Origin of the sequence: Nocardia sp. 2TAF39 (assembly GCF_052114905.1) — a bacterium.
Lineage (GTDB): Bacteria > Actinomycetota > Actinomycetes > Mycobacteriales > Mycobacteriaceae > Nocardia.
This window is the reverse complement of sequence record NZ_JBFRFQ010000029.1, coordinates 17,056-42,941: the sequence shown is the minus strand read 5'-3', so window position 1 is coordinate 42,941 and position 25,886 is coordinate 17,056. Positions and strand designations below refer to the sequence as shown.

Below are 25,886 nucleotides of genomic sequence, written 5' to 3'. Positions count from 1 at the left end.
GCAGCGGGCGTTACACACGCCAGGCGAATTGTGATCCGACCCACGCGGGACAATCGACCATGACCTCTCGCCACAAGAGTTCGCCACTTTACGAGGGAGATGGATGGCATGCAGCTGGGAATGATCGGCCTGGGCCGGATGGGCGCCAATATCGTGCGCCGCATCGTCGAGGACGGACACACCGCCGTCGGCTACGAACGTCGCCCCCAACACATCGACGAACTGCGCGAAGAGCTGGGTGACAGCTTCCAGGGCTCCACCGAACTCGCCGATTTCGTCAGCAAGCTCGAGACACCGCGCGTGGTGTGGGTGATGATCCCCGCCGGCGCGACCGGCGCGGTGATCGACCGCGTGGCTGAGCTGCTCGAGCCCGGCGACATCATCATCGACGGCGGCAACAGCCGCTACCACGAGGACATCAAGCGGGCCGCGCTGCTGAAGCCCAAGGGCATCCACTACCTGGACATCGGCACCTCGGGTGGCGTGTTCGGCCTGACCCGCGGCTACTGCCTCATGATCGGCGGCGAGGCGGAGCAGGTGAAGTACCTGGACCCACTGCTGAAGTCCATCGCGCCGGGCGTGGGCGCGGCCGAGCGCACGCCGGGACGCACCGGTGAGCCGTCCACCGCCGAGCAGGGTTACCTGCACTGCGGACCGGCGGGCGCTGGGCACTTCGTGAAGATGGTGCACAACGGCATCGAGTACGGCGCGATGTCCGCCTACGCCGAGGGTCTGAACATCCTGCACAAGGCGAACTACGGCGCCGCACACGCGGGCGAGTTCTCCGCGGAGGAGACGCCGCTGGAGCACCCCGAGCACTACCAGTACGACATCGACGTGCCCGAGGTCACCGAGGTGTGGCGGCGTGGGTCGGTGGTCGCCTCATGGTTGCTGGACCTCACGGCGGCCGCGCTGCACGCCGACCCGCGCCTGGAGTCGTTCGGCGGCCGGGTGTCGGATTCCGGCGAGGGCCGCTGGACGGTCGACGCGGCGATCGACACCGGCGTGCCGGCGCCGGTGCTGTCGGCCGCCTTGTTCGCGCGCTTCTCCTCGCGAGGCGAGTCGCTGTACGCGGACAAGGTGCTCTCGGCGATGCGCCTGGCGTTCGGCGGGCACGACGAGCTGCCCGGGAAGTAAGCGGCAACGAATGTGGCCCCGACCGAAACTTCCGGTACGGGGCACGTTCGTTGTGCGGGTGTTACCGCTCGACGATGGCGACCACGCCCTGGCCACCCGCGGCACAAATGGAGATCAGCGCACGGCCGGAGCCCTTCTCCGCCAGCAGCTTCGCGGTGGAGGCGACGATGCGTCCGCCGGTCGCGGCGAACGGGTGACCCGCCGCCAGCGAGGAACCGTTGACGTTGAGCTTGCTGCGATCGATCGAGCCGAGCGCGCCGTCCAAGCCGAGCCGCTCCTTGCAGTAGGCGTCGGACTCCCACGCCGCCAGGGTGGCCAGCACAACGGAGGCGAACGCCTCGTGGATCTCGTAATAGTCGAAGTCCTGCAGGGTGAGGCCGTTACGGGCGAGCAGCCGCGGCACCGCGTAGGTCGGCGCCATCAGCAGGCCGTCGGGGCCGTGGATGTAGTCGACCGCGGCGACCTCGCTGTCGACCAGGTGGGCAAGTACCGGAAGGTTGTGCTCGGCGGCCCACTCCTCGCTCGACAGCAGCACCGCGGAAGCGCCATCGGTGAGCGGGGTGGAGTTGCCCGCGGTCATGGTCGCGCCACCCGCCTTGACGCCGAAGACCGGCCTCAGGGTGGCCAGCTTCTCGACCGAGGAGTTCGGGCGCAGGTTGTCGTCGCGGGTCAGCCCGAGGAACGGGGTGATCAGATCATCGAAGAAGCCGCGATCGTAGGCGGCGGCCATGTTCTTGTGCGAGAGGTAGGCCAGCTCGTCCTGCGCCTCGCGGGGAATGCCGAATTCCTTGGCGGTGATGGCGGCGTGCTCACCCATGGACAGACCGGTGCGCGGCTCGGCATTGCGCGGAATCTCGATGCCGATCATGCTCGGGCGCAGCTGGCCGACCAGCTTGAGGCGGTCCTTGTTGGTCTTGGCGCGGTTGGCGTCGAGCATCCACTCGCGCAGGGCATCACTGACGCCGATGGGTGCGTCCGAGGTGGTGTCGGTGCCGCCGCCCACGCCGGCCTCGATCCGGCTCGCGGCGATCGCGTCACCGACGGTGACGATTGCCTGGAGTCCGGTGCCGCAGGCCAGCTGCAGATCGTGCGCCGGGGTGTACGGGCTGAGTTTGCTGCCGAGCACGCTCTCGCGGATCAGGCCGTGCTCCCCGACTCGCTTCAGGACGGCGCCGCCGACGACCATGCCGAGCCGCTCACCCTGCAGGCCGAAGCGGCTGACAAGGCCGTCCAGCGCGGCGGTGAACATGTCCTGGTTGGAGGCGTGCGCGTACGCCTTGTCGGAGCGAGCGAACGGAATCCGGTTGCCGCCCACGATCGCGACCGGGCGGGTGGTCTTACCGGTTTTGGCGGTGCTCTTCGCCGAACGGGCTTTGCTGGTCACTCGAGTCTCCAAGGTCTCGTGGATGGATGTCTCGGCGGCCCGGTGTCGGCGTGAAGGATCCACGCAGATCGGCGCCCCGCCGCGGTTGTTTACATTAAACTTACTCTGGAGTAAGTTTGTTGTCGACACTGTACCCCGCAATGTGCGCCAGCAGACCGCGCCGGGGCGACCCCATACCGAGAGACAGAACTCAGAAAAGGTAGGAATAGTGGCAGCCAGCAAGAGCAAGGGTGCTCCCAACCTCTACGGATCGTTCGTACACTCCACCCCCGGCGCGTTCCTGGCCAGCAAGCTCGGCCTGCCGCAGCCGGAGAACCTGCGTCGCTACGTCGAGGGCCAGCCGCCGCTGCCCGGTCCGGTGCTGATCGGCGGCAAGGGCCGCGTCGCCGAGCCGGTCCGCGCTCTGCTGTCGGATTACACCTTCGCCGACGCGCCGAGTACCGGCACCAAGTACGGCGCCCTGGTGTTCGACGCCACCGGCATCGGCTCGATCGAGGACCTCTCGCAACTGTTCGAGTTCTTCCAGCCCGCCATGCGCAGTGTCACACCGTCCGGGCGAATCGTAGTCATCGGCACCACGCCCGAACTGACGTCGAGCGTGGACGAACAGATCGCGCAGCGCGCGCTGGAGGGCTTCACCCGCTCGGTCGGCAAGGAGTTGCGGCACGGCTCCACCGCCCAGCTGGTGTACCTGCACCCGGAGGCGTCGGCCGCCGCGACCGGCCTGGAGTCGACCCTGCGCTTCCTGCTCTCGGCCAAGTCGGCATTCGTCGACGGCCAGGTCATCCGGGTCGGCAAGGACGACGCGTCCGCTCCGGCCGGCTGGGATCGCCCGCTGGACGGCAAGGTCGCCGTGGTCACCGGTGCGGCGCGCGGAATCGGCGCCACCATCGCCGAGGTATTCGCCCGCGACGGTGCGCAGGTGATCGTTGCCGACATCCCGGCGGCGGGTGAGGCGCTGTCGCAGACCGCGAACAAGGTCGGCGGCACCGCGCTCGCGCTGGACGTCACCGCCCCCGACGCCGCCGAGAAGCTGGCCGAGTTCGCCACCGAGCGGTTCGGCGGCATCGACATCGTCGTGCACAACGCGGGCATCACCCGTGACAAGCTGCTGGCGAACATGGACGAGGGCCGCTGGAACTCGGTCATCAACGTGAATCTCGCCGCGCCGCACCGGATCACCGAGGGCCTCGTGGCCAGGGGTGCGCTGAAGGAGGGCGGCCGCGTGATCGACGTGTCCTCGATCGCGGGCATCGCGGGCAACCGCGGCCAGACCAACTACGGCACCTCCAAGGCAGGCGTCATCGGCATGGTCGACGCCGAGGCGCCGAAGCTGGCGGAGAAGGGCATCACCATCAACGCCGTCGCGCCCGGTTTCATCGAGACCGCGATGACCGCCGCCATCCCGCTCGCCACCCGGGAGGCAGGCCGCCTGATGAGTTCGCTGCTGCAGGGCGGCCAGACCGTCGACGTCGCAGAGACCATCGCGTACTTCGCGAGCCCGGGTTCGAACGCGGTGACCGGCAACATCGTTCGGGTCTGCGGGCAGAGTCTGATCGGGGCATGATGACGCAAACGATCTCGCTGGCCGAACCGCCGAAGAACAGCAGTCTGTTCGTCAAGGCTGCGCTCGGCGCGGTGCCGGTGCCGCTGGTATCGGCGCGCAAGTCGACGGTGCCGGACCGCGCCGTCCAGCTCGACGGGCTGCGCGTGGATCCGGATCACCTGGCCGCCTACTGCCGGGCGACCGGTCTGCGGTTCGGCGACGCGCTGCCGCTGACCTATCCGTTCATCCTCACCTTCCCGCTGGCCATGCAGCTGGTGGTGGCGCGGGACTTCCCGTTCGTCGCGGTGGGGGCGGTGCACGCGCAGAACCTGATCGCGCGCACCCGCGACATCTCGGTGAGCGAGCCGCTGGACATCCGCACGCACGTCGAGAACCTGCGGGAGCACCCGAAGGGCCTGCTCGTCGACGCGATCAGCGATGTGAAGGTCGGGCGAGAGCTGGTGTGGCACCAGGTCACCACGTTCCTGCACCAGCAGCGAACCTCGCTGTCGGGCGGCCCGAAGCCGGAGCCCAAGCCGGACGAAGTTCCGCCGCCGCCGCTGCGCACGCTTAGGGCGGACCAGAAGACGATCACCCGGTACGCGGCCGCGTCCGGTGACCGCAATCCGATCCACACCTCCGCGTTGGGCGCCAAGGCATTCGGCTTTCCCAAGGCGATCGCGCACGGCATGTGGTCCGCGGCGACCGTCCTCGGCGCCATCGAGGGCCGCATCCCGGAAACGACCACCTATGACGTCAAGTTCGGCAAGCCGATACTGCTGCCCTCCACCGTGAACCTGTACGCCGACCAGGTCGACGGCGGTTGGGATCTGGCACTGCGCCACCCGAAGAAGGGGTACCCGCACTTGACTGCGACCCTGCGCTGAGCGAATCCGATCACCGGAGCCGCATGCCGATTCGCGCGAATCGGCATGCGGCTCCGATCATTTCCATCCCCCGCCGGAATGCCGGTAAACCGGATCAGCAGCCGCAGTCACAGCCACAGTCACAGCAATCGCAATCGCAATCACCGCAGCTACAACAATCTCCGCAGCCGCCGTCGCAATCGCAGTCCTTGATCCAGGCGTCTTTGCGTTCACCGGTGCAGGGCTGAGTGTGGTCGGCGCAGCAGGCGTAACCAGTGCAGTAGGCGCCGAGGATCAGCGCGAGGGATTCACCGACACCCGGTCGGCGGGTAGGCGGGCGATGGCCCGTGCCGCGGGCGTGAGCATGTGGCAGACCGGCGGTGTCGCGCGAAGCCGAGCAAGTGTGCGCGACGACCGTCCCGATGCCGCTGCCGAGTCGTCGCAGCACCGAAGTCAGCGGATCGAGCAGCATCCAGCGCACGGTGGTGGCCCGGCTCAGCTCGGCTGCCGCGATCGCCGCACGCAGGCTCGAATTCGACTGCCGCAGTAGATCGTAGGCTTCTGGCACGGTGGTTCCGGTGGCCGCCAGCGGGTTGAAGTTGTTCCGCGCAAGGTCGTCGTCATAGTCCGCGACGGCGTCGGCCAGATGTGCGATCCGGCCGAACTGCCACCCCGCTTCTCTGAGCGCGTCGACGTTGTCCGGACGGTCGGCCAGTACGGCGGTGTGGGCGAAGAACTCCGACGCGCACAGCTGGGTGGGCGCGGTCAGCCGGGTCAGCGGGTCGGCAGACGGCGCCATCGCTGAACGCCAATGTGACGACGCAGCAAGTGATTCCGGCACGAACCCGGTAGTCGTGCTCGAATTGCGGACGTTGCCCGAATCTTTCGTGGCTTGCTCCAGGTGCACCTGAACCCCGAGCGCGGCGACGAGCGGTTCGAGGTCGAGTCCGATCCGGGCCGCGCCCGCGCGCGCTTGCCCAGCCCAGCGCGTCGCCGCTTTGGCCAATGGCCTGCGGGTGAGCACGGCGACGTCCCCGTCGTCCACGTGGTCGCGAATCTTGGCCGCCGCCAACAGCAACGAGGCGGTGGTTGCGAGCCGGACACCAGGGGAGTCCGCGGTCGCCACCGACGCGCGTCGCATCCCGCGCAGCGGGCAGGGCGCGGCGGTGGTGCGTGCCACCGAGCCGGACTGCGCCTCGGTGAGCATGCTCAACACGAGGGCGTCCTTGTTGGTGGTGGCACGGGCGAGCTGACCGTGACCGTCCCGCAGCCCGAGACACAATCCGCACAGATGCGTGCGCCACTCGGCCGCGTCGATTCCATACTTCTGAGCGCCGTGTGCACACGGCCTGAGTAACCCGAACACTTCCGCCCCGTTTCTCCCGGCTCGCTCGAATGAGCCGGTCCGCGTTTCTGAACTCCAGCACTCTGGCAGGCTGTTGGCCCGGTGGCAACTGGCGCGTTCGCCGGCGGAGGGGCGGGCGGATTACTCGGGCTTCTTCCGGCCGGCCAGACCGCGCCAGGCCAGGTCGTCGAGGAGGTCGACGGCCTCCGCGACCTCGATTCGGCCGCTGGACAAGCGGTCGGCGATGGCCTCACCCGCGCCGATCACGGCGACCGCGACGACGTCGAAGTTCGTGCCCGGCTCCGCGTGCTTGGCGCTGGACTCGAGCAGCTTGGCGGTCAACTCGATGACGCGCTCACGAGAGTTCTCGATCTCCGACGCGAACGCTTGCTGGCCGATTGCCTGACGGTAGAGCACCTGCCAGGAGCGGCGATTGCGGTCGACGAAGCCGAGAAAACCCTCCAACGCGGTGCGGACCTGCTCATGCGGCGACAGCAATGGGTTGCCCGCGGGCGCGACGGACTCGATGAACCGTTGCCCCTCGCGCTGGATGCACGCGCGGAACAGTTCGTCCTTGGAGCCGTAGTACAGGTACAACATCGGCTTCGAAATCTTCGCCTCGGCGGCGATCGCATCCATCGACGTGTCGTGGAAGCCCTTACGCGAGAAAACCTCCACGGCGGCGTCGAGCATCTGCTGCTCACGAACCGCGCGTGGAAGTCGCTTCGTTCCGCCCGCCATCCACACTCCTACCACATGGTGAATCCCATATCTTACTCCAAGGTAAGTTCCGGGGTTCCGATTTGCTCCCCCACACCCGGCTTCGCCGGGCGGCCCGCGTCAGCAGCGCGGCAGCGCACCCTTGAAAGTGGCCATGCGCAGCACCGAGGCATCCACCTGCGCCATGGACAAGCGGCCACTCGATACGGCCTGTTCCAGCCGGTCGAGCACCTGGGGCACCGCGTCGGTGGTGATCCACAGGGCGTTGTCGGCACCGGCGAGCAGTGCGGCCTCGACCGCGTCCTCGATCGACATCCGGCTACTGATCGCGGCCATGCCGCCCAGGTCGTCGGTGAAGATCGGTCCCTGGAAGGGTGCTGCGCCGTAACCCCGGCCCTCCCGCAGCAGCGCCATCGCCTGCGGGCTGATGCTGGCCGGAACGTTCGGGGTGGTCAGGCCCGGCACGTCCAGGTGGCCGACCATCACGGCCGCGCCCGAGCCGATCAGGTCGCGAAACGGCACGAGGTCGACGCTCTGCATCGCGTCCAGCGGCGGGGTACGGACCGCGCCGGTGTGCGAGTCACCGGAGCCGGAGCCGTGCCCGGGGAAATGCTTCATCACCGTGCCGACGCCGACCTCGCGCATCGCGCGGATGTAGGCGTCCGCGTAGCGGGTGACCACGGCAGGGTCGTCGGAGAAGGAGCGGTCACCGATCACCGAATCGTCGGGCTGGCTGCTGACGTCGACGTCAGGGGCGAAGTCCACCGTCACGCCGAGGTCCTTCAGAGCCCGACCCCTGGTCAGGGTCGCGTCATAGAACTGCTCGGGGGTCATGGTCTGCGCGGTCACGCGGGCCGACGGCGCGGGCCCGATCAGGTCGCGGACCCGGGAGACGCGGCCGCCCTCCTCATCGATGGTTACTGTCAGGGGCACCTTGGCGGCCTGTTTTACCTGCGCGATCTCACCCGAACCGAGTAGCGCCTGGTCGGTCCAGCCGCCGACGAAGATGCCACCGACCTGCTCGGTACGCACCACATCGGTGGCGTCCGCGGCGCCGGTGACGCCGACTGTCAGCAGCTGGGCCAGCTTCTCCCGGGTCGTGAACTGCGCGAGGTACCCCGCGGTGCAGTCCTGCCGAACCGGGGAGGTGACCGGCGTGGCGGCGGCGGTCGTCGCATCCGGCGTGGTGGGCCGCGACGACGTCGAATCGGTGGAGCCGCCGCCCGAGCACGCGGTCGCGACGGCGGCGAAAACGGCAAGCACGAGCAGAGGCGTCTTCCGCATGAGGATCAACGGTACTCGGGGGGTGATAGCGGAGCCCAGCCGCTACGTCGCTACCGAGACAAAGACGGGCCGCCCGCGAGTTCGACCGTGTATGCGCAGGTCTTCCGCATGCGCCACCCGGTTCATGTGGGCTCGGCGAGGGTAATCTCGAGGTGTCTCCGGATTCTCCCACCAGGAGGTCATCGTGCCCTGCGATCTCATGCTCATCGCCTACGACGGTTCGGAGAATGCCAAGCGGGCCGTCGAATACGCCGGACGGTTCCTCAGTGCGAATCGGGCGATCGTGCTGACCGCGTGGGAACCCATGGTGCGCCAGGCCGCACGCCTCTCCGGGCTGTCCGGTGTCATGCAACCGGAATGGGTGCCCGACGACGAGATCGAGGACGTGGCCTACGTCGACGCCCGCACCACCAACGCCGAGGGTGTGCTGCTGGCCGAGCTCGCGGGCCTGAACGCCGAGGCGCGCACCGTCGAATGCACGACGACGATCTGGAACGCCATCGTCGAATGCGCCGACGAGTTGGATGCCGACATCATCGTCGCAGGCACCCGCGGCGCCACCGGCATCCGCGCCTTGCTGCACAGCAGCGTCGCCGACGCCGTCCTCAAGCACTGCCACCGCCCCGTCCTCCTCGTCCCACCCGGCAAAACCGCGTAATCCGCCGACGCGTGGCACGCCATGGCGAGGTCTCCCGCGTTTGCCGAAGCAAGTGCCCCACGTGAGATTTCGGTCGCTCCGGCCGGGTGCGGAGCGTGAACGGGGTTAGGGTCGGGGAACTATGGATGGATTCCTGCTCGCTCAGCCCGACAGCGTGGTGCGGGCGTACGGCAGCCGGGTCGCCTTCGATGAGGCGGACCGGGCCGTGGCGGCGCTGCGGGACAAGACCGCGGAGCTGATCGTCGGCGCGCTGCCCTTCGATCCGCGTCGTCCCGCCGCGCTCAGCGTGCCCGAACGCGCCGAGCACACGGCAGGCCCCTGGCGGCCCGCCGCGCTTCCCGACCTGCCCGCGGTGCAGTTCGTCACCGAGATACCGAGCCCGGCAGAGCATGTGGCGCGGGTGACGAAACTGGTTGAGCAAATGAATGACTCGGCGCAGCCACTGCGCAAGGTCGTCGCGGCGCGTTCCGTGCTGGCCGAGGCGCGGGCGGCACTGGACCCGGAACTGGTCGCCGGACATCTGCTGACCAGGCATCCCCATGCGAACGTCTTCGCCGTCGACCTGACGCCCGCAGGACGGACCGGAGCGACGCTGGTGGGCGCCACACCTGAGGTGTTGATCGCCCGCCAGGGCGACACGGTCACGCTCCGTCCGCTGGCGGGTACCCTGCCGCGGCGCGCCGACCCGGACGCCGACACCGCGCAGGCCCGAGAGCTGTTGGCCAGCACCAAGAACCGGGACGAGCACGCGTTCGTGATCGACTGGATCCGCGAGCGACTCGACCCGGTCTGCTTCGAGCTGTTCATTCCGGACGGCCCGGAGCTGATCAACACCCACGAAGTGTGGCACCTCGCGACGCCGATCACCGGACGCCTGCGCGACGCCACGAACACCGCTCTCGACCTGGCCTTGTTGCTGCACCCGACGCCCGCGGTCTGCGGCACCCCGACCGACCTCGCGCTCGACACCATCACGGACATAGAGGAGGACCGCGGGTTCTACGGCGGAGCCGTCGGTTGGTGCGACTCGAACGGCGACGGCGCGTGGGTGGTCGCGATCCGCAGCGCGGAGCTGTCGGCCGACGGGCGCACCGTGCACGCGTATGCCGGCGGCGGCATCGTCGCGGCCTCCGACCCGCAGGCCGAGCTCGACGAGACCACCGCGAAGCTGCGCACACTGCTCGGCGGACTGCACTGCACGCTGCCCACACACTGAGGTCGGATTCGGCGCCGTCGAGATCATTCCGGCCCACTGGTCGTGAATTTTTCGGCGTCGAGTGACAGCGACGGTAGCGAGCCGTGCGGCGCACCGAGGGGATTCCACGGCCTGAACGAGTGCAAAGACCGGACGCCCTGCTAGGTTGGCCGGGAATGTGCCTGCATCGATGTATTGGAGTTCTCCGATGAAGTTTGCTGTCCCCGGTGTTGCGAGTGCGGTTGCCGGCGCTGTGCTGGGCGTGCTCGGTGTTCTCCTCATCACCGTGGCGGTGCAGCAGAACTCGCGCCCGGACATCGACCGCAGCGGCGACAAGGACTCCTCGCTGCTGAACACCGTTGAGTACGGCAGCCGCTGAGCCGCTGACCTCCGCTGCACCTGCCGACTCGCTCGGATCTTCCGCGGCGCCGGGGCAGCACGGCACTGCGCCGCTGGGTCGACGCTGGTTCGCCGCGTCCATCGTCGCGGCGTTTCTGCTGACCTTCGCACAGGCGCCCCGCCTCACGGTCGCCGACACAAAATACGACCTGGCACAGAACCCGTTCGGCTTCCTGGAACGCGCGAGCCATCTGTGGAGCAGCCAGGCACCGATGGGCCAGGTGCAGAACCAGGCCTACGGGTACTTCTTTCCGCACGGTGCGTTCTTCTCGCTCGGGCACGCGCTCGGCGTGCCCGCTTGGGCTACCCAGCGGATCTGGTGGGCACTGCTGCTGCTCGCCGGATTCTGGGGGATCGTCCGCCTCTGTGAAACGCTCGACATCGGCACGCGCGGGTCGCGTGTCGTCGCGGCGGTCGCGTTCGCCCTGTCGCCTCGGGTGCTGACCACGCTCGGGTCGATCTCGTCGGAAACGCTGCCGATGATGCTGGCGCCGTGGGTGCTGCTGGCGCCCGCCGCGCTCGGTATCGCCCATCGCGAGCGGCGACGGGGCGGCGCCGCATCGCCCGCGGGCAGCGCGTTGGCGCTCGCCCTGATGGGCTCGGTCAACGCGGTGGCGACGGTCGCCGCCGTCCTGCCCGCCCTGCTGTGGTGGGCGGCTGCCTCGCCTGCGCTCGACCCGGCGCGGGGCTACGGACGGACTACGTCCGACAGCACACAACCTGCGGCTGCCTCGCCATCCGGCCCGACACGGACTACGTCCGGCCACGCACGATCGACGTCGTACCGCCTGAACCGGCGCTGGTGGCGGTTCACCGCAGCGTGGATTCCGTTGCTCGTGCTCGCCACGTTCTGGTGGGCGGTGCCGCTGCTGCTGCTCGGCAAGGTGAGTCCGCCGTTCCTGGATTACATCGAATCCTCCGGGGTGACCACGCAGTGGGCCTCGCTCGGCGAGGTGCTGCGCGGTACCGACAGCTGGACTCCGTTCGTCTCGCCGGAACGAATCGCGGGCGCGGTGCTGGTGACCCAGCCCGCTGCGGTGCTCGCGACCGGGTTGCTCGCGGCGGCGGGCATGGCCGGACTCGCCCTGCGGTCCATGCCGTGCCGCGGCAGGCTCGCCGTGATCCTGTGCGTCGGGCTGGTCGGCATCTGCGCAGGGTACGTCGGCGAGCTGGGCGGGCCGTTCGCGGAATCGGTGCGGGTCTTTCTCGATTCCGGCGGCGCCCCGCTGCGGAACGTGCACAAACTGGAACCGCTGATCCGCATTCCCCTCGTGCTCGGCCTCGCCCAACTGCTCGCCAGGGTTCCGCTGCCCGGCTCGGTGCCGATGCGGGTGTGGCGCGCCGCGTTCGCGCACCCGGAGCGGGATCGCGCGGTCGCAGTCGCCGCGCTGATCCTGGCCGCGCTGGCGCTGTCCACATCGCTGGCTTGGACCGGCAAGCTCGCACCGCGCGGTGCCTACGACCGGGTGCCGGCCTACTGGCAGCAGACCGCGGACTGGCTGCGGCATAATGCCTCCGACACCCGTGCCCTTGTGGTGCCCGGCGCGCCGTTCGGCAGCCAGGTCTGGGGACTGACCCGGGACGAACCGCTGCAGGCGCTGGCGAGCACACCGTGGGCGATCCGCGACGCGGTGCCGCTGAACCCGCCGGGCACCATCCGCGCGATGGATTCGGTGCAGCGGCTGATCGCCGACGGCAGGCCGTCGGCGGGGCTTGCCGCGACACTGGCCGGACAGGGCATCGGAATCGTGGTGCTGCGCAACGACCTCGATCCCGATACTTCCCGGTCGACGCGTCCGATGCTGGCGCACCGAGCGCTGGACGGCTCCCCCGGCTTGAGGAAGGTCGCCGCGTTCGGCGACCCGATCGAATCGGTGGTGATCGCCGACGATCTGGTGGCCGACGGCGATCTGCGCCCCCCATATCCGGCGACCGAGATCTACCGGGTGGACACGAGTCCGCCGGGAACGCCCACCGAGGTGCGCGGCGGGACCGGCGCGCCGGACTCGTTCCCCGGCGCGTATACCGTCCCGCTAGGACAGGTGCCAGTTGTGCAAGGCGGTCCGGAGGTGCTCGAACGACTGCACCGCGATCCGGGAACGACCGAGACTCCCAGCTTGCTCGCCGCGGACGCGGCGCGGGCCGGACTGCCTGTCGGCCCGGTGACCGTCACCGATACCCCCATGGATCGCGAGGCTGATTTCGGCCGGGTGGACAACCACAATTCCGCGCTCCGTGCTCCCGACGACGCGCGCCGCACACACAATCTGGTGCCCGACTATCCGGTGCCCGACACCGAGCTGGTGCGCGGCGAGTGGTCGGGCGCGACAATCACCGCATCGAGTTCGGCCGCCGACGCCACGCAGCTCGGTGGCGCGGCACCGGGCAGTTCGACCGCGGCCGTGGTAGACGGCGATCCAGCTACCGCCTGGATCAGCAATGGCACCGAACGCGCACTGGGACAGTGGCTTCGGCTCGACCTCGACCGCCCGATCAAGACCGGACAGCTGAACCTGACCACCAGCTCGGCTGCCATCGGCGACCCGGTCAAGTGGGTCGAGGTGCGCACCGCGAACGGCACCGTCTCGGTCCGGGTGCCTGAACCCGGTGTGCCCGTTTCGGTTTCGCTGCCCGCAGGCACGACCGACTGGCTGACCATCACGGCCACCCGAACCGAAGGTGGTTCCCGCGGCGGGCAATTCGGCATCAGCGAACTCGCCCTGAACGATTATTCGGTTCGTGATGCGCCGGTCCGCGTCGACATCCGGCATCGCACGGCGCTGCCGCCCACACCGACGGGCGCACAGGTTCGCACCTGGGATCTAGGACAGGAATTCCCTGGCCGCAGTGCCTGTTTCGATTCGCCCAACCGGGTTCGATGCAGCAAGGGCCTCGCGTTGGCTCCGGAGGAACCGGGAACGTTCGAGCGCACCCTGTCGGTACCGGATCCGATGTCGGTGACTCCGGAATTGACGGTCCGCACCAGGCAGGGCCCGGCGCTGGAGGCACTGCTGACCGACCACAGCCGGCCGGTAGCCCGGGGCAAAGCCGACGTCGGCGACCTACGGGGCGCCGCGTTCGCCGCGACCGACGGCGACCCGCGCACGACCTGGACCGCGCCGGAGGGTTCCGTCCGGGACCTGACCGGTGGCAGGCCGACGCTCACGATCGAACTGCCCGAACCCGCCCTGGTGACCGGATTGGAGCTGACCTCCTCGCTCGGCGGGCTGCCCGCGGCGCCCACCTCGGTGACGGTGAATCTCGGCGACGGCCCCCAGGTGCGTGAGCTGGACGAGAGTTCCCCTGGTATACCGACCCGCATCTCCCTGCACCCCACCATGACCGACCGGATCGAACTCAGCCTGCGCACCTGGAAGGCGGTATTGGACCAGACCGCACTCGGCTTCGTACAGACGCAGCCGCCAGGCCTCGCCGAGGTAGTGGTGCTCGGACCGGACTACCCCCAACCCGCACCACTCGACCGCCCGATCACTGTCCCGTGCGCCCTCGGCCCCACCATCAGCGTCGGCGACCAGATCCTGCACACCACCGTCACCGCCACCGCCGACGAACTACGTTCTGGGGCACCGGTTCCGGCCCGGGTTTGCGCGGAGAACTCCGCCGCCGTCGAACGCACCGAGCCGGATACCGCGACACAGGGCGAGTTCGCGCTGCGGCAGGGCCGGACCGACGTAACAGTCGGGCCGACCGACCTGTTCTTCGTCGATCGGCTGCGCCTGGACCGTAGCGAACCGACGGCCACGACGCTGGGCAGACACGTGCTGTCGCAGAGCCAGGCCGGCGCAACGGTCGGCCCCACAGGCCTGTTCTCGGTCGATCCGCTGCACCCGGCCCGCACCGAGCTGAACTCCCCCGCGCCACAACAGCTGGACGCGGGCAACCGCCTACTCGTGCTGCCCCTGAGCACAAATGTCGGTTGGCGTGCGACGACGCCGGATGGACGGGTCATGGAACCGGTGGTGGCCAACGGCTGGCAACAAGCCTGGCTGCTGCCCGCCGACGTCAGCGGCCAGGTCACAATCTCCTTCCCGGCTGACCGCTGGTACCGACTCGGCATCTTCGGCGGCCTGCTACTGCTCCTCCCGCTCGCGGTCCTCGCCATTCCTCGCCGCGCACGGACAGAGAACCGACCTGCAGCCCACCCCGGTCGCGTCGACGCGCAGGCGGACGAGCTGGGCGCCGGAACGGATTCGGCACCGTCCACCTGGGGCAGATGGTGGCCGGCAGCGGTCGGGCTCACCGTCGCGACCACGCTGATCGCGGGCCCGGTCGGCACCGTCGCGACGGTGATCGCCTTGGCCGCAACCCGTTTCGCGCCGCACGTCGCTCCGCGCGCACTCGCCATCGTGGCGGGCGTCGGCACGGCGTTGTCCGCCACCGTGTTGTCCACCGGGCCGTGGCGCTCGCCCGATGGTTACGTGGGCGGGTCGCTGCTTGTGCAGCTGCCCGCGCTGCTCGCGGTCGTCGCCGTGGGGGTCGCGGCGCTGCCCCGCCGACGAGGCGCCGGCTAGCGCCCGCGATCCGACCCGATATTCCCTCCGAACACATCGATTCACCGTGCGCCGCAACGGCGCTCGTTGCTAACGTGAGCACGCGTGAATACCTGTGCCGAATGCGGTTTCGTCTACGACTTGGCTTCGGCAGCCGACGTGCCGTCACTGGCGCGGGAGCACGCCGTGGAGTACGCCGACCTGCTCGGCGGCGATCCGGGCAAGTTGCGACAGCGCAGGGAGCCCGAGGTGTGGTCGCCCCTGGAGTACGCCTGCCACACACGAGACGTGCTGCTCGCGCAGCGTGAACGCGTGCTCACCGCCCGCCGCATCGACAACCCGCCCGCGACGCTGATGGGCCGCGACGAGCGGGTCGAGCACGATGGCTACGCGGAGCAGAGCCCCACGGACGTGGCCCGGCAGATCCGCGATGCGGCGCTGCTGTTCGCGAACGTGTTGGAGCGGCTCGGCGAGGGAGACTGGGAGCGCACCCTGCTGTTCGCCTACCCCGAGCCGCAGGAGCGTTCGCTGCGCTGGCTCGCGCTGCACACCCTGCACGAACTGCGCCACCACCTGCTGGACATGCATCGACAGCTGGATGGCTGACGCCGAGAGACCCGCCGATCAGGGCGCGGGTTCGATCGCCGGGGCCCGCTTCGTCCGATCTCCGCCGCGAGCCCAGCGGCGCACCGGCTCCTCGACCAGCGCGTAGCTTGCGGACGCGACGGGAAGGGTGATGGCGACGGTGAGGAGCAGGACATAGCAGAAGTCACCGTGGAAGGGCAGAATTCCGAACACCGGGAACACGATCGACAGCACCGCGAGGTGCCAGATGAAGATGCCGTAGGACCAGCGTCCGATCGTCGCGGCCACCGGCGATTCCAGCCAGCGGTGTTGTTTCGACCGACCTGCAAGCAGTCGCCAGCGGTGTTGTTTCGACCGACCTGCAAGCAGTCGCCAGCGGTGCGGTCGCGCCGCCGGATCCCGCAGCACCAGCGGCGCGAGCAGGGCGAACCCGATGATCGTGCCGAGCCCCATCTTCACCGCGTATTGCCACGGTTCGGCGCGGGTCAGCCCGGCCGGTCCGGCCAGATCGGTCGCCGCGAGCAGGAAGGCGACCGCCGCGACTGTCCACATCAACGGCTGGTTCGCCGCGACCTTCCACCAGTTCGATAGCCGCACGCTGTTGTCGGCCAGCTCCGCCAAGAGCATGCCCGCCGCGAACCAGGGCAGATAACCGGGCAGCCAGTTGTCGGCGTGGATGGCGTCCGGCGTCGGCACCGGAAGGAAGTTCCACCCCAGGCTGATCACCCCGAGCGCGAGAATCACCGGCACTCGCAGGCGCGCCGCGGACCCCCGCAACCGGACCAGCGCGAACGCCAGCACAGGCAGCACCAGATAGAAGGCGACCTCGACCGAAAGGCTCCACATCTGGGTCAGCCCGTCGGTGAGCGTCAGCGGCACGAACACCTGCAGAAGCGCCAGATTCGACACCCACACGCGCAGGCCCGCGGTCCCGGCCGCGCTCGGCAGCAGCACCAGCACCGCGCATACCACCACCCAATACGCGGGCAGGATACGCGCGGCACGATGCCGCAGGTAGTAACCGACCGACGGTGCGCTGCCCAGCCCACGCGCCGCTGCCGCGTGCGGGCGCCACAGCAGGAATCCGGACAGCGTGAAGAACACCGCGACCGCCATGTCGAATCGGCCCCACACCCGGCCGATGACCGGCGTCCCCGCGGCCCCGGTTTGAAAAGCAACGTGGGTCAACAGCACTCCGAGCGCAGCCATCCCGCGCATGCCCTCCAGTGCGGGCACGAACGCGCGCGAGCGCACCCGTTCGGTCGCGGGGGCTGCGGGCACAGTCGCGGTCATCAGGCTCCAGTCTGGCTTGCCGATCCACAGGTGATCATTCGGCGTTTCAGATCTCACGCTAGACTCGGGCGATTTCTCGGCCGTTTCGGCCTCGACGCCGCATGCTACGACATCGGACTGTTAGTGTCGGGGCTCACGAGTGCCGCGGCCTGCCCGCAGTACTCGGCGGAACGACCTGTGTTCTACGACGAGGAGAGTTTGCATGGCACTGAGTGCCGGTACCAGAAGGATGGTGGCCTGCCTGCTCGTGGGTCTCGGCGTGTTGCTGATCGTCGCCGCGCTGATGATTCCGACCTACACCGTCGGCAAACTGGCGAAAACTCCCCTCGACATCGAAATCACCACGATCGCGACGAACCAGCCGGGTGAAGACAGCCTCGTGCTCGACGCCAAGTCACTGACCGCGCCGGAGGGTTCGGCGAAGGTCGACACCAACGTTCCCCTGGTCACGCAGCGGTTCCTCACCGTCGAGGACCCGGCCGACGCCACCCAGATGACGCTGCAGGCGGGCCAGACGCTGCGACGCATCGACAAGCAGGGCGATACCGGCCTGCTGACCGCGACCATCGACCGGGTGACCATCGACCGCAAGACCGGCATGCCGGTGGACAAGGATCCCAACGGCTCCATCGCGGTCACCACGACCAAAGAAGGCGAGAACATCGCCGACCCGGTGCAGCACACCGGCCTGCAGTACCGGTTCCCGATCGGCACCGAGAAGAAGACCTACCCGTACTTCGATCTCAACGCGCGCAAGACCTCCGACGCCAACTTCGTCGAGGAGACCGAGATCAACAACATGAAGGTCTACCACTTCCAGCAGTCGGTCCCGGCCACCAACCTGTGGGACGTAGTGCACGCGCCGACGAATCGGCTGAGCCTGCCGGCCGCCAAGTGGGGCGTCGAGGGGGACGAGACCCCGGTGACCATGACGCGGTTCTACACCAATACCCGCGACGTGTGGGTCGAGCCCAAGACCGGCACGGTGATCAAGGGCAGCGAGCAACTCCACCTCTACTACGCGCGCAGCGCGGACAAGCCGGAGATCACCGCGCTGAAGTCGCACCTCGTGTTCGACGAGAACACCATCGAATCCCAGATCTCGGTGGCCAAGGAGAACATCGACAAGCTGTCGCTGTACGGCCGGATCATGCCGATCGTGTTCGGCATTCTCGGCGTGGTCGCGCTGATCGTCGGCGTCTTCCTCGGCATCCGCGGCGGGTCGGCCCCGGCGCCCGCGCGCCCGGGCGGCGCCCCGAGCCAGCGTCCCAGCGGATCGGCTCCGAACCGCGGCGCTCCGAGCCGTGGTGCCGACGATGCGCCCACCGAGCAGATCAGGATCACCAAGCAGCCCTGATCCCGCTGAGCAGTACCGAATTCGGCTCCCCTGCCATCGCGGCGGGGGAGCCGAATTCATTTCAGGCTCAGGCTCTGGCCGCCGTCAGTGGATACGCGACCGGGTGCCGCGGTTGATACAACAGCATCGTTCCCGCACCGGGGATACGCAGGTCCACGCAGCGACCGAAGTCACGTTCCGCGATCTCGCCCGCGAAGCGCGCTCCGCGCGCGGCCAATTCGTCCATCGTCCGTTCGAGGTCGTCACACATCAGCGAAATCTCGTGGCCAGGCGCCCCTTCGGTGGGATGGACGCCGAGTTCGCTCGGTCCGGTGGCGAACAGGAGCCAGCCGTCGTGCGCGTCGACGTTCGGCCACTGCAGGACGTCGCGGAAGAACGCGCGGGCCGCGTCGGGATCCTTCGCGTAGACCAGGGTGTGCACTGCCGTGATCATGGGACGATCGTAGACAGGTGTGCGTCAACCGCCCGGGCTCAGCGGCTCCGCGCGCGTCGGGTGATCGGCGGTGCGCAGGACGATCACGGCGACCAGCAGGGTCGTGCTGGCCGCGACCGAAGCGGCCGTCGTGATGAGAGCGGGAACCGAGCGGGCGAACGACACCATCAGCGTGACTTCGACGGCCAGCCCCACCCAGGTGACCACGGCGAGCGCGGTGCGGTCCACGGCGATGGCCGAGAGCATCGCGCCCTGCAGCACGGCCAGAAGCGCGCCGTGCAGCGCGAACAACCACAGCAGGCCCTGGATCGGAGCGTAGTCCTTGCCCGCGAGCAGCGGGGCGAGCGGCGCGGCGAGCGCGGCGCCGAGCACCGCGACCATCCCGATCCCGCTGAGCACCGCCAGCGCGGCCCGGATCGCTTGCGCCGAGTGAGTCGGCTGAGCCATTCGCGGATACAGCACGACGCCGACGGCCTGCGGCAGCCAGAATGCGATCTTGGCGGCGATGGTGCCGAGCGCGTAGCGGCTGGCGTCCACGTCGTCGAGCACGATCCGGACCACGATGAGGTCGGCCGACGACAGCGCCATCAGCGCGGCCTGGACCTGGGCGGCCCGCAGGACGGGCAGCACGCCGACGGCCGCGACCACCTCGTCCTCCCCGGTTCCGGCGCGGACCCGCGATCGTGGCGAACCGGCGGCGACCCTGGCGAACAGCGCCGCCACCGCGATCCCGAAGGCCGCCGCCCACAGCGCCGGCGCCGCACCGCCGCCCAGCGCCAACACCACGAGCGCGGGCGCGACCCTGGCGATTCCCGCTACGCCGAGCACCACGCCCAAGGCCCGAAACCTTTTGCCACCCTGCAGAATCCCTTGCTCACCAGACAGCAGCACCAGGGCGGGCGCCGCACCGAGTGCCGCCGCGGCCGCGCCGACACCGACGTGCAGCGTGACGGTCACCAGCGGCACCAGGACTGCCGCGACCACGGCGACGATCACCGCGCACCGCCACCGCAACCCGCGCAGCGCCGCCACGCCCGCCCCGCGGACCAGCTCCCTGGCCACCACGTTCTGCAACGCCAGCGCCGGCACCGCGCACAACAGCTGCGCCGCCAGCAGACTCGCGAACTCGCTGTACCCGGTGACCCCGAGCCACCGCCCGGCCAGCAATTGCAGCAGATACCCCGCGACATTGGCGGTCATCGCCCCAGCCGTGACCAACGTCAGATCCGCCACCATAGGAAAACGATGGGCAGCAGACACGCCGCCCATCGTCCCACCCCGAATCCCGACCTCCGCCGCGCCCCGCCGGACCTCGAGCGCCGTGTTTGTGCGGACAGTGCGTGGCGGCGAGCAAGCCGATCCGACCCTCGTCTCTCCCCGCCCACACCGACGACAGCGGGCAGTGCGGGCAGGACGTAGGGTGCTCAGGCGTGAACGAGAGCGGTCAGGGGCGATGGGTGGCTGCGGTGTACAGCGCCGTGGGGGCGCTGCTCGTGGCCGGGCCGCTGCTGGGACCGGGATATCTGCTGTTGCGAGACGCGGTCAGTACACCGCGGAGTTATCCGACCGATTCCGCGCTCGGGCTGGGCGACGCGGCGCCACGGGCAGTTCCGCAGGACGCCTTGCTCGCGGCGCTGTCGCCGGTGGTGGACGGGGGGCTGATCGTCAAGATGGTCCTGGCAGTGGCGCTGTGGGCGGCGGCGTACGGGTCGGCGGTGCTCGCGCGGGAACTGCTGCGGGCGTCGATCGGACCGCAGCTGGTCGCCGCGACGATCGCGCTGTGGAATCCGTATGTGGCTGAGCGCCTTCTGCAAGGGCACTGGAGCCTCTTGACCGGTTACGCGGCACTGCCGTGGACCGCATCGGCCGCCTACCGGATTCGTGCGGGGCACCGGGGCGGCCGCGGATGGGGCGCACTTGCGGGCTCGCTCGCCGCGGCGGGGCTCACGCCGACCGGCGCGCTGCTCGCGGGCTGCACCGCGCTCGCCCTGGTCCGACCGCGGCACCTGCCGGCGACACTCGCCCTGTGGGTGGCAGCGTCGGCACCATGGCTGACCGCGGCCTTCTTGTCCGGCTCGGGCGCCGAGCCGTCCGATCCCACGGGTATCGCGGCCTTCGCCGCTCGAGCCGAACCCGGTCTCGGGACGTTGGGCACCCTGGCCGGGCTCGGGGGGATCTGGAACTCGGAGGCAGTGCCGGATTCGCGAACGACGCCGCTCGCGGCAGTAGGGACGGTGCTGTTGTTGGTGATCGTCGCGTTGGGTGTGCGAGCGGTCGCCACCGGTGCCGACGAGCCGGACCGCAAGCACGTCGGCCGCGCTCTGCTACTGCTGGCCGCGGTCGCGATCCTGTTTCCCGCGCTGGGCGCGACGAGGTGGGGCATGCACGTGCTGGAGTGGCTGGTCGCCTATGTACCCGGCGCCGGCCTGCTGCGCGACACCCAGAAGTACGTGGCTTTGGCCATGCCCGCCTACGCACTGTGTGCCGCGGCGGGATGCGCTCTGCTCGCCCGGCGTTTCCCGGCCCAGACCGCGCAGCCCACGACACCCGCGACCACGCCCCAGACGGCGCGCCGGGCGGTGACGTCGACGGTCGCGGCGGTGTTCGTCGCGCTACTGGTGCTCCCGCTGTTCGACCTCATGTGGGGCGTCGGCGGGGCTGTCCAGGCGGTGGCCTATCCGAGCAGTTGGCAGCGGGTCGCTGAACGGGTCGACGGTCCTGGCGATGTCGCGGTCCTACCGGGTGGGATGTTCCGGAAGTTCCGCTACAGCGGCGCCGCACCGGTACTGGACCCGGCTCCGCGCATGGTGCCCAACGACGTGTTGCAGACCGGGGAGCTTCCGGTGCGCGGCCGGACCGTAGCCGGAGAGGGAACCCGCGCCGCGGAGGTGGAAACCCTTCTGCTGCACGGCGGTTCGGCCTCGGATCTGGCGCACCTCGGAGTCGGCTGGGTGCTGGTCGAACACACCACCCCCGGTCCGCTCGGCGCGTCGGAGACGACGCTCGCCCAGCTCGAGCCGAGGTACCAGGATCTGGAACTTGCGCTGTATCGCGTGCCCGGCGTCATCGAGCTGCGCGGATCATCGACGACGCACCGCGTCCTCGCGTGTGCGGCCCACTTCCTTTGGGGCGCAATTCTTATCGCCGGCCCGCTGGTCGCCCTCAGCGCACGCGCTCGATCGCGAACGAAAACCCGGGGGTAGCCCGGATCATCGACCGTGCCCGTGCCGAAACAGGACTTCGAGCTATTCGGTGAACGGTGCCCTTCGGATCATGTGCAGGAAGCCCGCGCTATTGAGCCAGCGAACCCGGCCTTCGGGCACTGCTTTCGCCTCCGCTTCGAAGGCAGCGATCAGGTGTCGCTTGAAGTCGTGGCGTGGGTGGCGGCGCAGTAGTTCCGCGACCCAGTCCTGATCCAGTTCGGCCAGGCGCGTGCCGAGGACGTCGACCGAAGCGCCCGCGGAGACGAAGCCGCCGGGGTCGCTGAGGTCGTCGGCGACGCCGGGGGTGATGTGGGCGGCGATGGCCGCGCCGATCGCGTCGGCGCGTTCGCGGGGCGCGCCTGCGCCGAGCGCGAGCGCGACGGCTCGTTCGCCACCTTGCACCGCGAAACACCTTTGCGGCGTCGGATGTTCGAGCTGTAAGTCGTGGAGCAGGCAGGAGACGTATACCAGCTCGTGGTCATAGGCCGCACCGTCCAGGTCGGCCAGCACCCGTCCGAAGTAATAGGTCCGGAGCGAATGTTCGAGCACATGCGAAGAAAGCGATTCGCGCGCTTCGGTTTCCGCCGCGACGGACAGGGCGGAATCGGGCAGCCGCAGGCCGGCGAACTCGAGTTTGCCTCGGCCGCGGCGGCCCAACGCGAGCCGGACCCGGTTGGGCACCACCGCGGGCAGCGTGCGGGCGGTTTCGGCGGCCAGTCTGCGGCGTTGCGCCTTGGACAGTGCGCCGCCGGTGCGGGTGGCCCATTCCCAATCGATGCCCGTCGGTGCGGCCACAGCGCTTTCCTTCGTCGTCGGACTCTGTTCGCTTCAGTCAAGTGCGCATCCGGGTCCGCGACGAGCGGCGGAGATGACAGTAATGCGTGGATTCATGCCAAACTGGTCCCGATGAGGAAAGTGGTCGCTCTCGCTCTGGACGGCGTCATGGCCTTCGACCTGGCCTGTGCCGTCCAGGCGTTCCGGCACGGGCCCAGCAAGACCGGCGAGCCGTCCGGGTTCGAGATGCGCACCTGCGGGCTGCGCCCGGGACCGGTGTGGACGCCCAACGGCTTCGAGTTGCGGGTGGAGCACGGGCTGGAGGCCCTCGCGGACGCCGACATCGTCGTCGTGCCCGGAATCGCCATTCCGTCGCTGCCCACCCGGGAGGACGTGCTCACTGCACTCCGGGCAGCGGCGGCGCGCGGGGCAATTATGGTGAGCATCTGCGTCGGCGCGTACATCCTGGCCGAGGCGGGCCTCCTGGACGGCCGTCCCGCCACCACACACTGGGCCTACCGCGAGGAGTTCGCCACCCTGTTTCCCGCGGTAGAACTGGACCCGGCGGCGCTCTACGTAGACGACGGCGACGTGCTCACCTCGGCGGGGCTGTCGGCGGGCCTCGACCTGTGTCTGCACATCGTCCGGAGGGAACTCGGCGCCGGCGCGGCGGCGAAACTGGCCAGGTGGAACGTGACCGCACCACATCGGGAGGGTGGCCAGGCACAGTACATCCCGGATGCGCTCGGCGACAACGACTTCCGCGGCGGCCTAGCCGACACCATGGCCTGGGCCGTCGCCGAACCGATGGCGGCGGTCGATGTTTCGGCGTTGGCCGCGCACGCAGTGATGAGCGAGCGCACGTTCATCCGTCGGTTCAAGGCCGAGGTGGGCACCACGCCGCGGCGGTGGCTCGATGCGCAGCGCACCACGCGTGCCCGCGAGTTGCTGGAAAGCACACAGTTGCCGGTCGAAGTCGTTGCGGCACAATCGGGATTCGGCAGCGTCACCGCGCTGCGGGTGCATCTGCGGGCCGCGACGGGAGCCACCCCTGCGGCGTATCGCCGAGCGCTACGACGCTGACCGACGTGACAAGCCGCGGATGTCGTTGTGCGGCTGCATGTTCGGGCATCGAAGTTCGTTTCCCGATCGCGCCGATCCAGCAAAGCCGGTCGAGCGGTCGTGGATTTATGCCCGCGAATGGGTTTACCGCGACACGTCGAGGGGTAATCCTCTTATAGAGGATTCGTGTAGCCATAGCTTATGCTTGACGTGTTCTCCGTTCCATGAGCGTCCAGTAAGATTGCTGATTGTTAACCGATCGCTGAACTACTTCCCTACCGACATCGGATCCCGCGATTCCCGCGGCGAACGTCGTGATCGACGCGCGAGAGGTGGTTGGAGCATGGCCGATCTGGAGACGGCGGCATCCATTGCCCCGTTGGTTACTGGAGTCGAGTTCGCGACCGCGAGCACGCCGCTGCGCCGCGCAGCGGGGCGTCTGCAGTCGGTGCTGCCGCCCGGTTGGCATGTCGAGCTCGTCGACGCGCCGAACCGGCCGGACAGCGACGGATCCCCTGTCCTCCGCGTGGTCATGCCGACCGGCTGATCATCCCGACCAGCCGAGCGGCATGAGCAGCGACTTCTGCTCGCAGAACGAGTCGAGACCCTCCGGGCCGTTCTCCCGCCCGAGTCCGGAATTCTTGTAGCCGCCGAACGGCGAACTGGGGTCGAAGGCATACCAGTTGATCGCGTAGGTGCCGGTGCGCACCCGCGCCGCGATCTCGGCACCGTGCTCGACGTCGGTGGTCCACACCGACCCCGCGAGGCCATAGATCGAGTCGTTGGCAATGGCGACGGCCTCGTCCTCGGTCTCGTACGGGATCACCGACAGCACCGGACCGAAGATCTCCTCCTGGGCAATGGTGGACTTGTTGTCCACGTCGGCGAAGATCGTCGGCTCGACGAACCAGCCGCGGTCCAGACCTTCCGGACGACCGCCGCCGAGCACCAGCCGCGCACCCTCGGCCTTGCCTTTGGCGATGTAGCCCTCGACCTGGTCGCGCTGGCGTTCGGAAATCAGCGGGCCCAGCTGCACACTCGGGTCCGTCGGGTCGCCGACCTTCATCGTCTTCACGTGTTCGACCAGCGCTTCGAGGATTTCGTCGTATCGACTGCGCGGTGCGAGGATGCGGGTCTGTGCGACGCAGCCTTGCCCGCTGTTCATCAGGCCGGAGAATGACAGCACCGGGATATCAGCCGCGAGGTCCATGTCCGGCAGCAGAATTGCCGCGGATTTGCCACCGAGTTCGAGTGAGACGCTCTTGAGTTGTCCGGTGGCGATCGCGCCGATCTTCTTGCCGACCGCGGTGCTTCCGGTGAAGGTGACCTTGTCCACGCCGGGGTGCGAGACCAGGTATTCGGCCACGTCGGGCTCAGCGGGCAGCACCGAGAGCACACCTTCCGGCAGGCCGGCCTCGGTGAAAATGTCCGCGAGCAGGTTGGCCGTGATCGGAGTCAGCGGAGCGGGCTTCAGCACCACGGTGCATCCCGCGAGCAGCGCGGGCGCGAGCTTGTTGGCGGCGAGGAACAGCGGGACATTCCACGCGGTGACCGCGGCGACGACGCCGCGCGGCTCGCGGGTAACCCGGGTGGTGCCGAACCCGCCGACGCGGGTCTCGCGCCACGGAAACGACTTCGCCAATGCCGCATAGGCGTCCAGCACGGCGACCGAGGGGAGTTGGTTCAACGTCATGGCCATCACCTGCGGCGTGCCGACCTCCGCGACGAGGGCGGCCAGAAGATCGGTGGAGCGCTGCTCGATCAGGCGGGCGGCACGGGTGAGCACCCCGGCGCGCTCCTCCGGCGACGTTGACGGCCACGGACCGTGCTCGAAGGCATGACGTGCGGCATCGACCGCGGCGTCGACATCGGCCCGAGTCACCGAGGGGACGCTGCCCACCGGCTCGACCGTGGCCGGCGAGAAGACCTGGACGCGCTCGGCGGTGGCTGGCGCGGTCCAGCGGCCGCCGATGAACAAACTGTCATAGTGCATGAGAACACGTTACAGTTTTGCGCTCCAGTTGTCTGTAACCTGTTCTAGTTTTTCGCCATGCCAACCCCCTGAGCAGTGTGAATCCCGACCTCTCGGTTCGCTTTTCGTAGAACGCACTATTGCGTTCTACTGCTGGACAAG

At 69.0% G+C, this 25,886-nt stretch carries 21 protein-coding genes; 12 read left to right on the top strand and 9 right to left on the bottom strand.

Annotated elements, in window-relative coordinates; translation table 11 throughout:
- Positions 1-108 precede the first annotated feature (108 nt).
- On the top strand, positions 109-1,137 hold the full coding sequence (gene gnd, locus AB4Z47_RS19060) for a phosphogluconate dehydrogenase (NAD(+)-dependent, decarboxylating) (protein WP_441952486.1): 1,029 nt from the start codon (positions 109-111) through the stop codon (positions 1,135-1,137).
- Positions 1,138-1,198: 61 nt separating this feature from the next.
- Here the strand turns inward: gnd and AB4Z47_RS19055 are convergent, their stop codons facing one another.
- Complete coding sequence (locus AB4Z47_RS19055; RefSeq protein WP_441952485.1) at positions 1,199-2,521, bottom strand: acetyl-CoA C-acetyltransferase; 1,323 nt, start codon at positions 2,519-2,521, stop codon at positions 1,199-1,201.
- Positions 2,522-2,729: 208 nt separating this feature from the next.
- Between AB4Z47_RS19055 and AB4Z47_RS19050 the strand changes: the two genes are divergently transcribed.
- Both AB4Z47_RS19050 and AB4Z47_RS19045 read left to right on the top strand, forming a co-directional pair.
- Complete coding sequence (locus AB4Z47_RS19050; RefSeq protein WP_441952484.1) at positions 2,730-4,088, top strand: 3-oxoacyl-ACP reductase; 1,359 nt, start codon at positions 2,730-2,732, stop codon at positions 4,086-4,088.
- Entirely contained in the window at positions 4,085-4,954 is an 870-nt protein-coding gene (locus AB4Z47_RS19045) for a MaoC family dehydratase (RefSeq protein WP_441952483.1), read from the top strand. The genes AB4Z47_RS19050 and AB4Z47_RS19045 overlap by 4 nt, the downstream gene beginning before the upstream one ends.
- Before the next feature lie 94 nt (positions 4,955-5,048).
- Here AB4Z47_RS19045 and AB4Z47_RS19040 read toward each other — a convergent pair whose 3' ends face one another.
- The 3 genes from AB4Z47_RS19040 to AB4Z47_RS19030 all read right to left on the bottom strand — a co-directional run bounded on the left by AB4Z47_RS19040 (position 5,049) and on the right by AB4Z47_RS19030 (position 8,282).
- On the bottom strand, positions 5,049-6,299 hold the full coding sequence (locus AB4Z47_RS19040; protein WP_441952482.1) for a DUF5685 family protein: 1,251 nt from the start codon (positions 6,297-6,299) through the stop codon (positions 5,049-5,051).
- 120 nt (positions 6,300-6,419) lie between these two features.
- Positions 6,420-7,019, bottom strand: a complete 600-nt coding sequence (locus AB4Z47_RS19035; protein ID WP_441952480.1) for a TetR/AcrR family transcriptional regulator — start codon at positions 7,017-7,019, stop codon at positions 6,420-6,422.
- 99 nt (positions 7,020-7,118) lie between these two features.
- A complete protein-coding gene (locus tag AB4Z47_RS19030) occupies positions 7,119-8,282 on the bottom strand; it encodes a glycoside hydrolase family 3 N-terminal domain-containing protein (RefSeq protein ID WP_441952478.1) in 1,164 nt (387 codons plus the stop codon).
- Positions 8,283-8,466: 184 nt separating this feature from the next.
- Here AB4Z47_RS19030 and AB4Z47_RS19025 point away from each other — a divergent pair, with 184 nt between their 5' ends.
- The 5 genes from AB4Z47_RS19025 to AB4Z47_RS19005 all read left to right on the top strand — a co-directional run bounded on the left by AB4Z47_RS19025 (position 8,467) and on the right by AB4Z47_RS19005 (position 15,651).
- A complete protein-coding gene (locus AB4Z47_RS19025) occupies positions 8,467-8,940 on the top strand; it encodes a universal stress protein (protein WP_441952477.1) in 474 nt (157 codons plus the stop codon).
- 121 nt (positions 8,941-9,061) lie between these two features.
- The gene (locus tag AB4Z47_RS19020; RefSeq protein ID WP_441952475.1) at positions 9,062-10,156 is read left to right on the top strand and encodes an isochorismate synthase; all 1,095 of its coding nucleotides are present in this window, start codon (positions 9,062-9,064) and stop codon (positions 10,154-10,156) included.
- 187 nt (positions 10,157-10,343) lie between these two features.
- Entirely contained in the window at positions 10,344-10,514 is a 171-nt protein-coding gene (locus AB4Z47_RS19015) for a DUF2613 domain-containing protein (RefSeq protein WP_441952473.1), read from the top strand.
- Complete coding sequence (locus AB4Z47_RS19010; RefSeq protein WP_441952471.1) at positions 10,495-15,066, top strand: alpha-(1->3)-arabinofuranosyltransferase; 4,572 nt, start codon at positions 10,495-10,497, stop codon at positions 15,064-15,066. Before AB4Z47_RS19015 ends, AB4Z47_RS19010 begins: the two co-directional genes overlap by 20 nt.
- 84 nt (positions 15,067-15,150) lie before the next feature.
- Positions 15,151-15,651 (top strand): DinB family protein, encoded by a 501-nt coding sequence (locus AB4Z47_RS19005; RefSeq protein ID WP_441952469.1) that lies wholly within the window; start codon positions 15,151-15,153, stop codon positions 15,649-15,651.
- 18 nt (positions 15,652-15,669) lie between these two features.
- On the opposite strand, the gene AB4Z47_RS19000 is transcribed toward AB4Z47_RS19005, so the two are convergent.
- Positions 15,670-16,923, bottom strand: a complete 1,254-nt coding sequence (locus AB4Z47_RS19000; RefSeq protein WP_441952468.1) for an acyltransferase family protein — start codon at positions 16,921-16,923, stop codon at positions 15,670-15,672.
- 202 nt (positions 16,924-17,125) lie between these two features.
- Between AB4Z47_RS19000 and AB4Z47_RS18995 the strand changes: the two genes are divergently transcribed.
- Complete coding sequence (locus AB4Z47_RS18995; RefSeq protein ID WP_441952467.1) at positions 17,126-18,280, top strand: porin PorA family protein; 1,155 nt, start codon at positions 17,126-17,128, stop codon at positions 18,278-18,280.
- 67 nt (positions 18,281-18,347) lie between these two features.
- On the opposite strand, the gene AB4Z47_RS18990 is transcribed toward AB4Z47_RS18995, so the two are convergent.
- Positions 18,348-18,713: a VOC family protein gene (locus AB4Z47_RS18990; protein WP_441952465.1), complete on the bottom strand. Its 366-nt coding sequence runs from the start codon at positions 18,711-18,713 to the stop codon at positions 18,348-18,350.
- 24 nt (positions 18,714-18,737) lie between these two features.
- Positions 18,738-19,949 (bottom strand): polysaccharide biosynthesis protein, encoded by a 1,212-nt coding sequence (locus AB4Z47_RS18985; protein ID WP_441952463.1) that lies wholly within the window; start codon positions 19,947-19,949, stop codon positions 18,738-18,740.
- 194 nt (positions 19,950-20,143) lie between these two features.
- Here AB4Z47_RS18985 and AB4Z47_RS18980 point away from each other — a divergent pair, with 194 nt between their 5' ends.
- A complete protein-coding gene (locus tag AB4Z47_RS18980) occupies positions 20,144-21,916 on the top strand; it encodes a hypothetical protein (protein ID WP_441952462.1) in 1,773 nt (590 codons plus the stop codon).
- A gap of 42 nt (positions 21,917-21,958) precedes the next feature.
- Here AB4Z47_RS18980 and AB4Z47_RS18975 read toward each other — a convergent pair whose 3' ends face one another.
- Positions 21,959-22,711: a phosphohydrolase gene (locus tag AB4Z47_RS18975; RefSeq protein WP_441952460.1), complete on the bottom strand. Its 753-nt coding sequence runs from the start codon at positions 22,709-22,711 to the stop codon at positions 21,959-21,961.
- A 111-nt stretch (positions 22,712-22,822) separates the two neighbouring features.
- On the opposite strand from AB4Z47_RS18975, the gene AB4Z47_RS18970 reads away from it, so the two are divergent.
- Both AB4Z47_RS18970 and AB4Z47_RS18965 read left to right on the top strand, forming a co-directional pair.
- Positions 22,823-23,773, top strand: coding sequence for a GlxA family transcriptional regulator (locus tag AB4Z47_RS18970; RefSeq protein ID WP_441952459.1), 951 nt, complete (start codon positions 22,823-22,825; stop codon positions 23,771-23,773).
- A gap of 322 nt (positions 23,774-24,095) precedes the next feature.
- Positions 24,096-24,299 carry a hypothetical protein gene (locus AB4Z47_RS18965; RefSeq protein ID WP_441952457.1) on the top strand — a complete coding sequence of 68 codons (204 nt, stop codon included), beginning with the start codon at positions 24,096-24,098 and terminating at the stop codon, positions 24,297-24,299.
- Here the strand turns inward: AB4Z47_RS18965 and AB4Z47_RS18960 are convergent, their stop codons facing one another.
- Positions 24,300-25,745, bottom strand: a complete 1,446-nt coding sequence (locus AB4Z47_RS18960; RefSeq protein ID WP_441952455.1) for an aldehyde dehydrogenase — start codon at positions 25,743-25,745, stop codon at positions 24,300-24,302. It lies immediately after the preceding gene.
- Positions 25,746-25,886 lie beyond the last annotated feature (141 nt).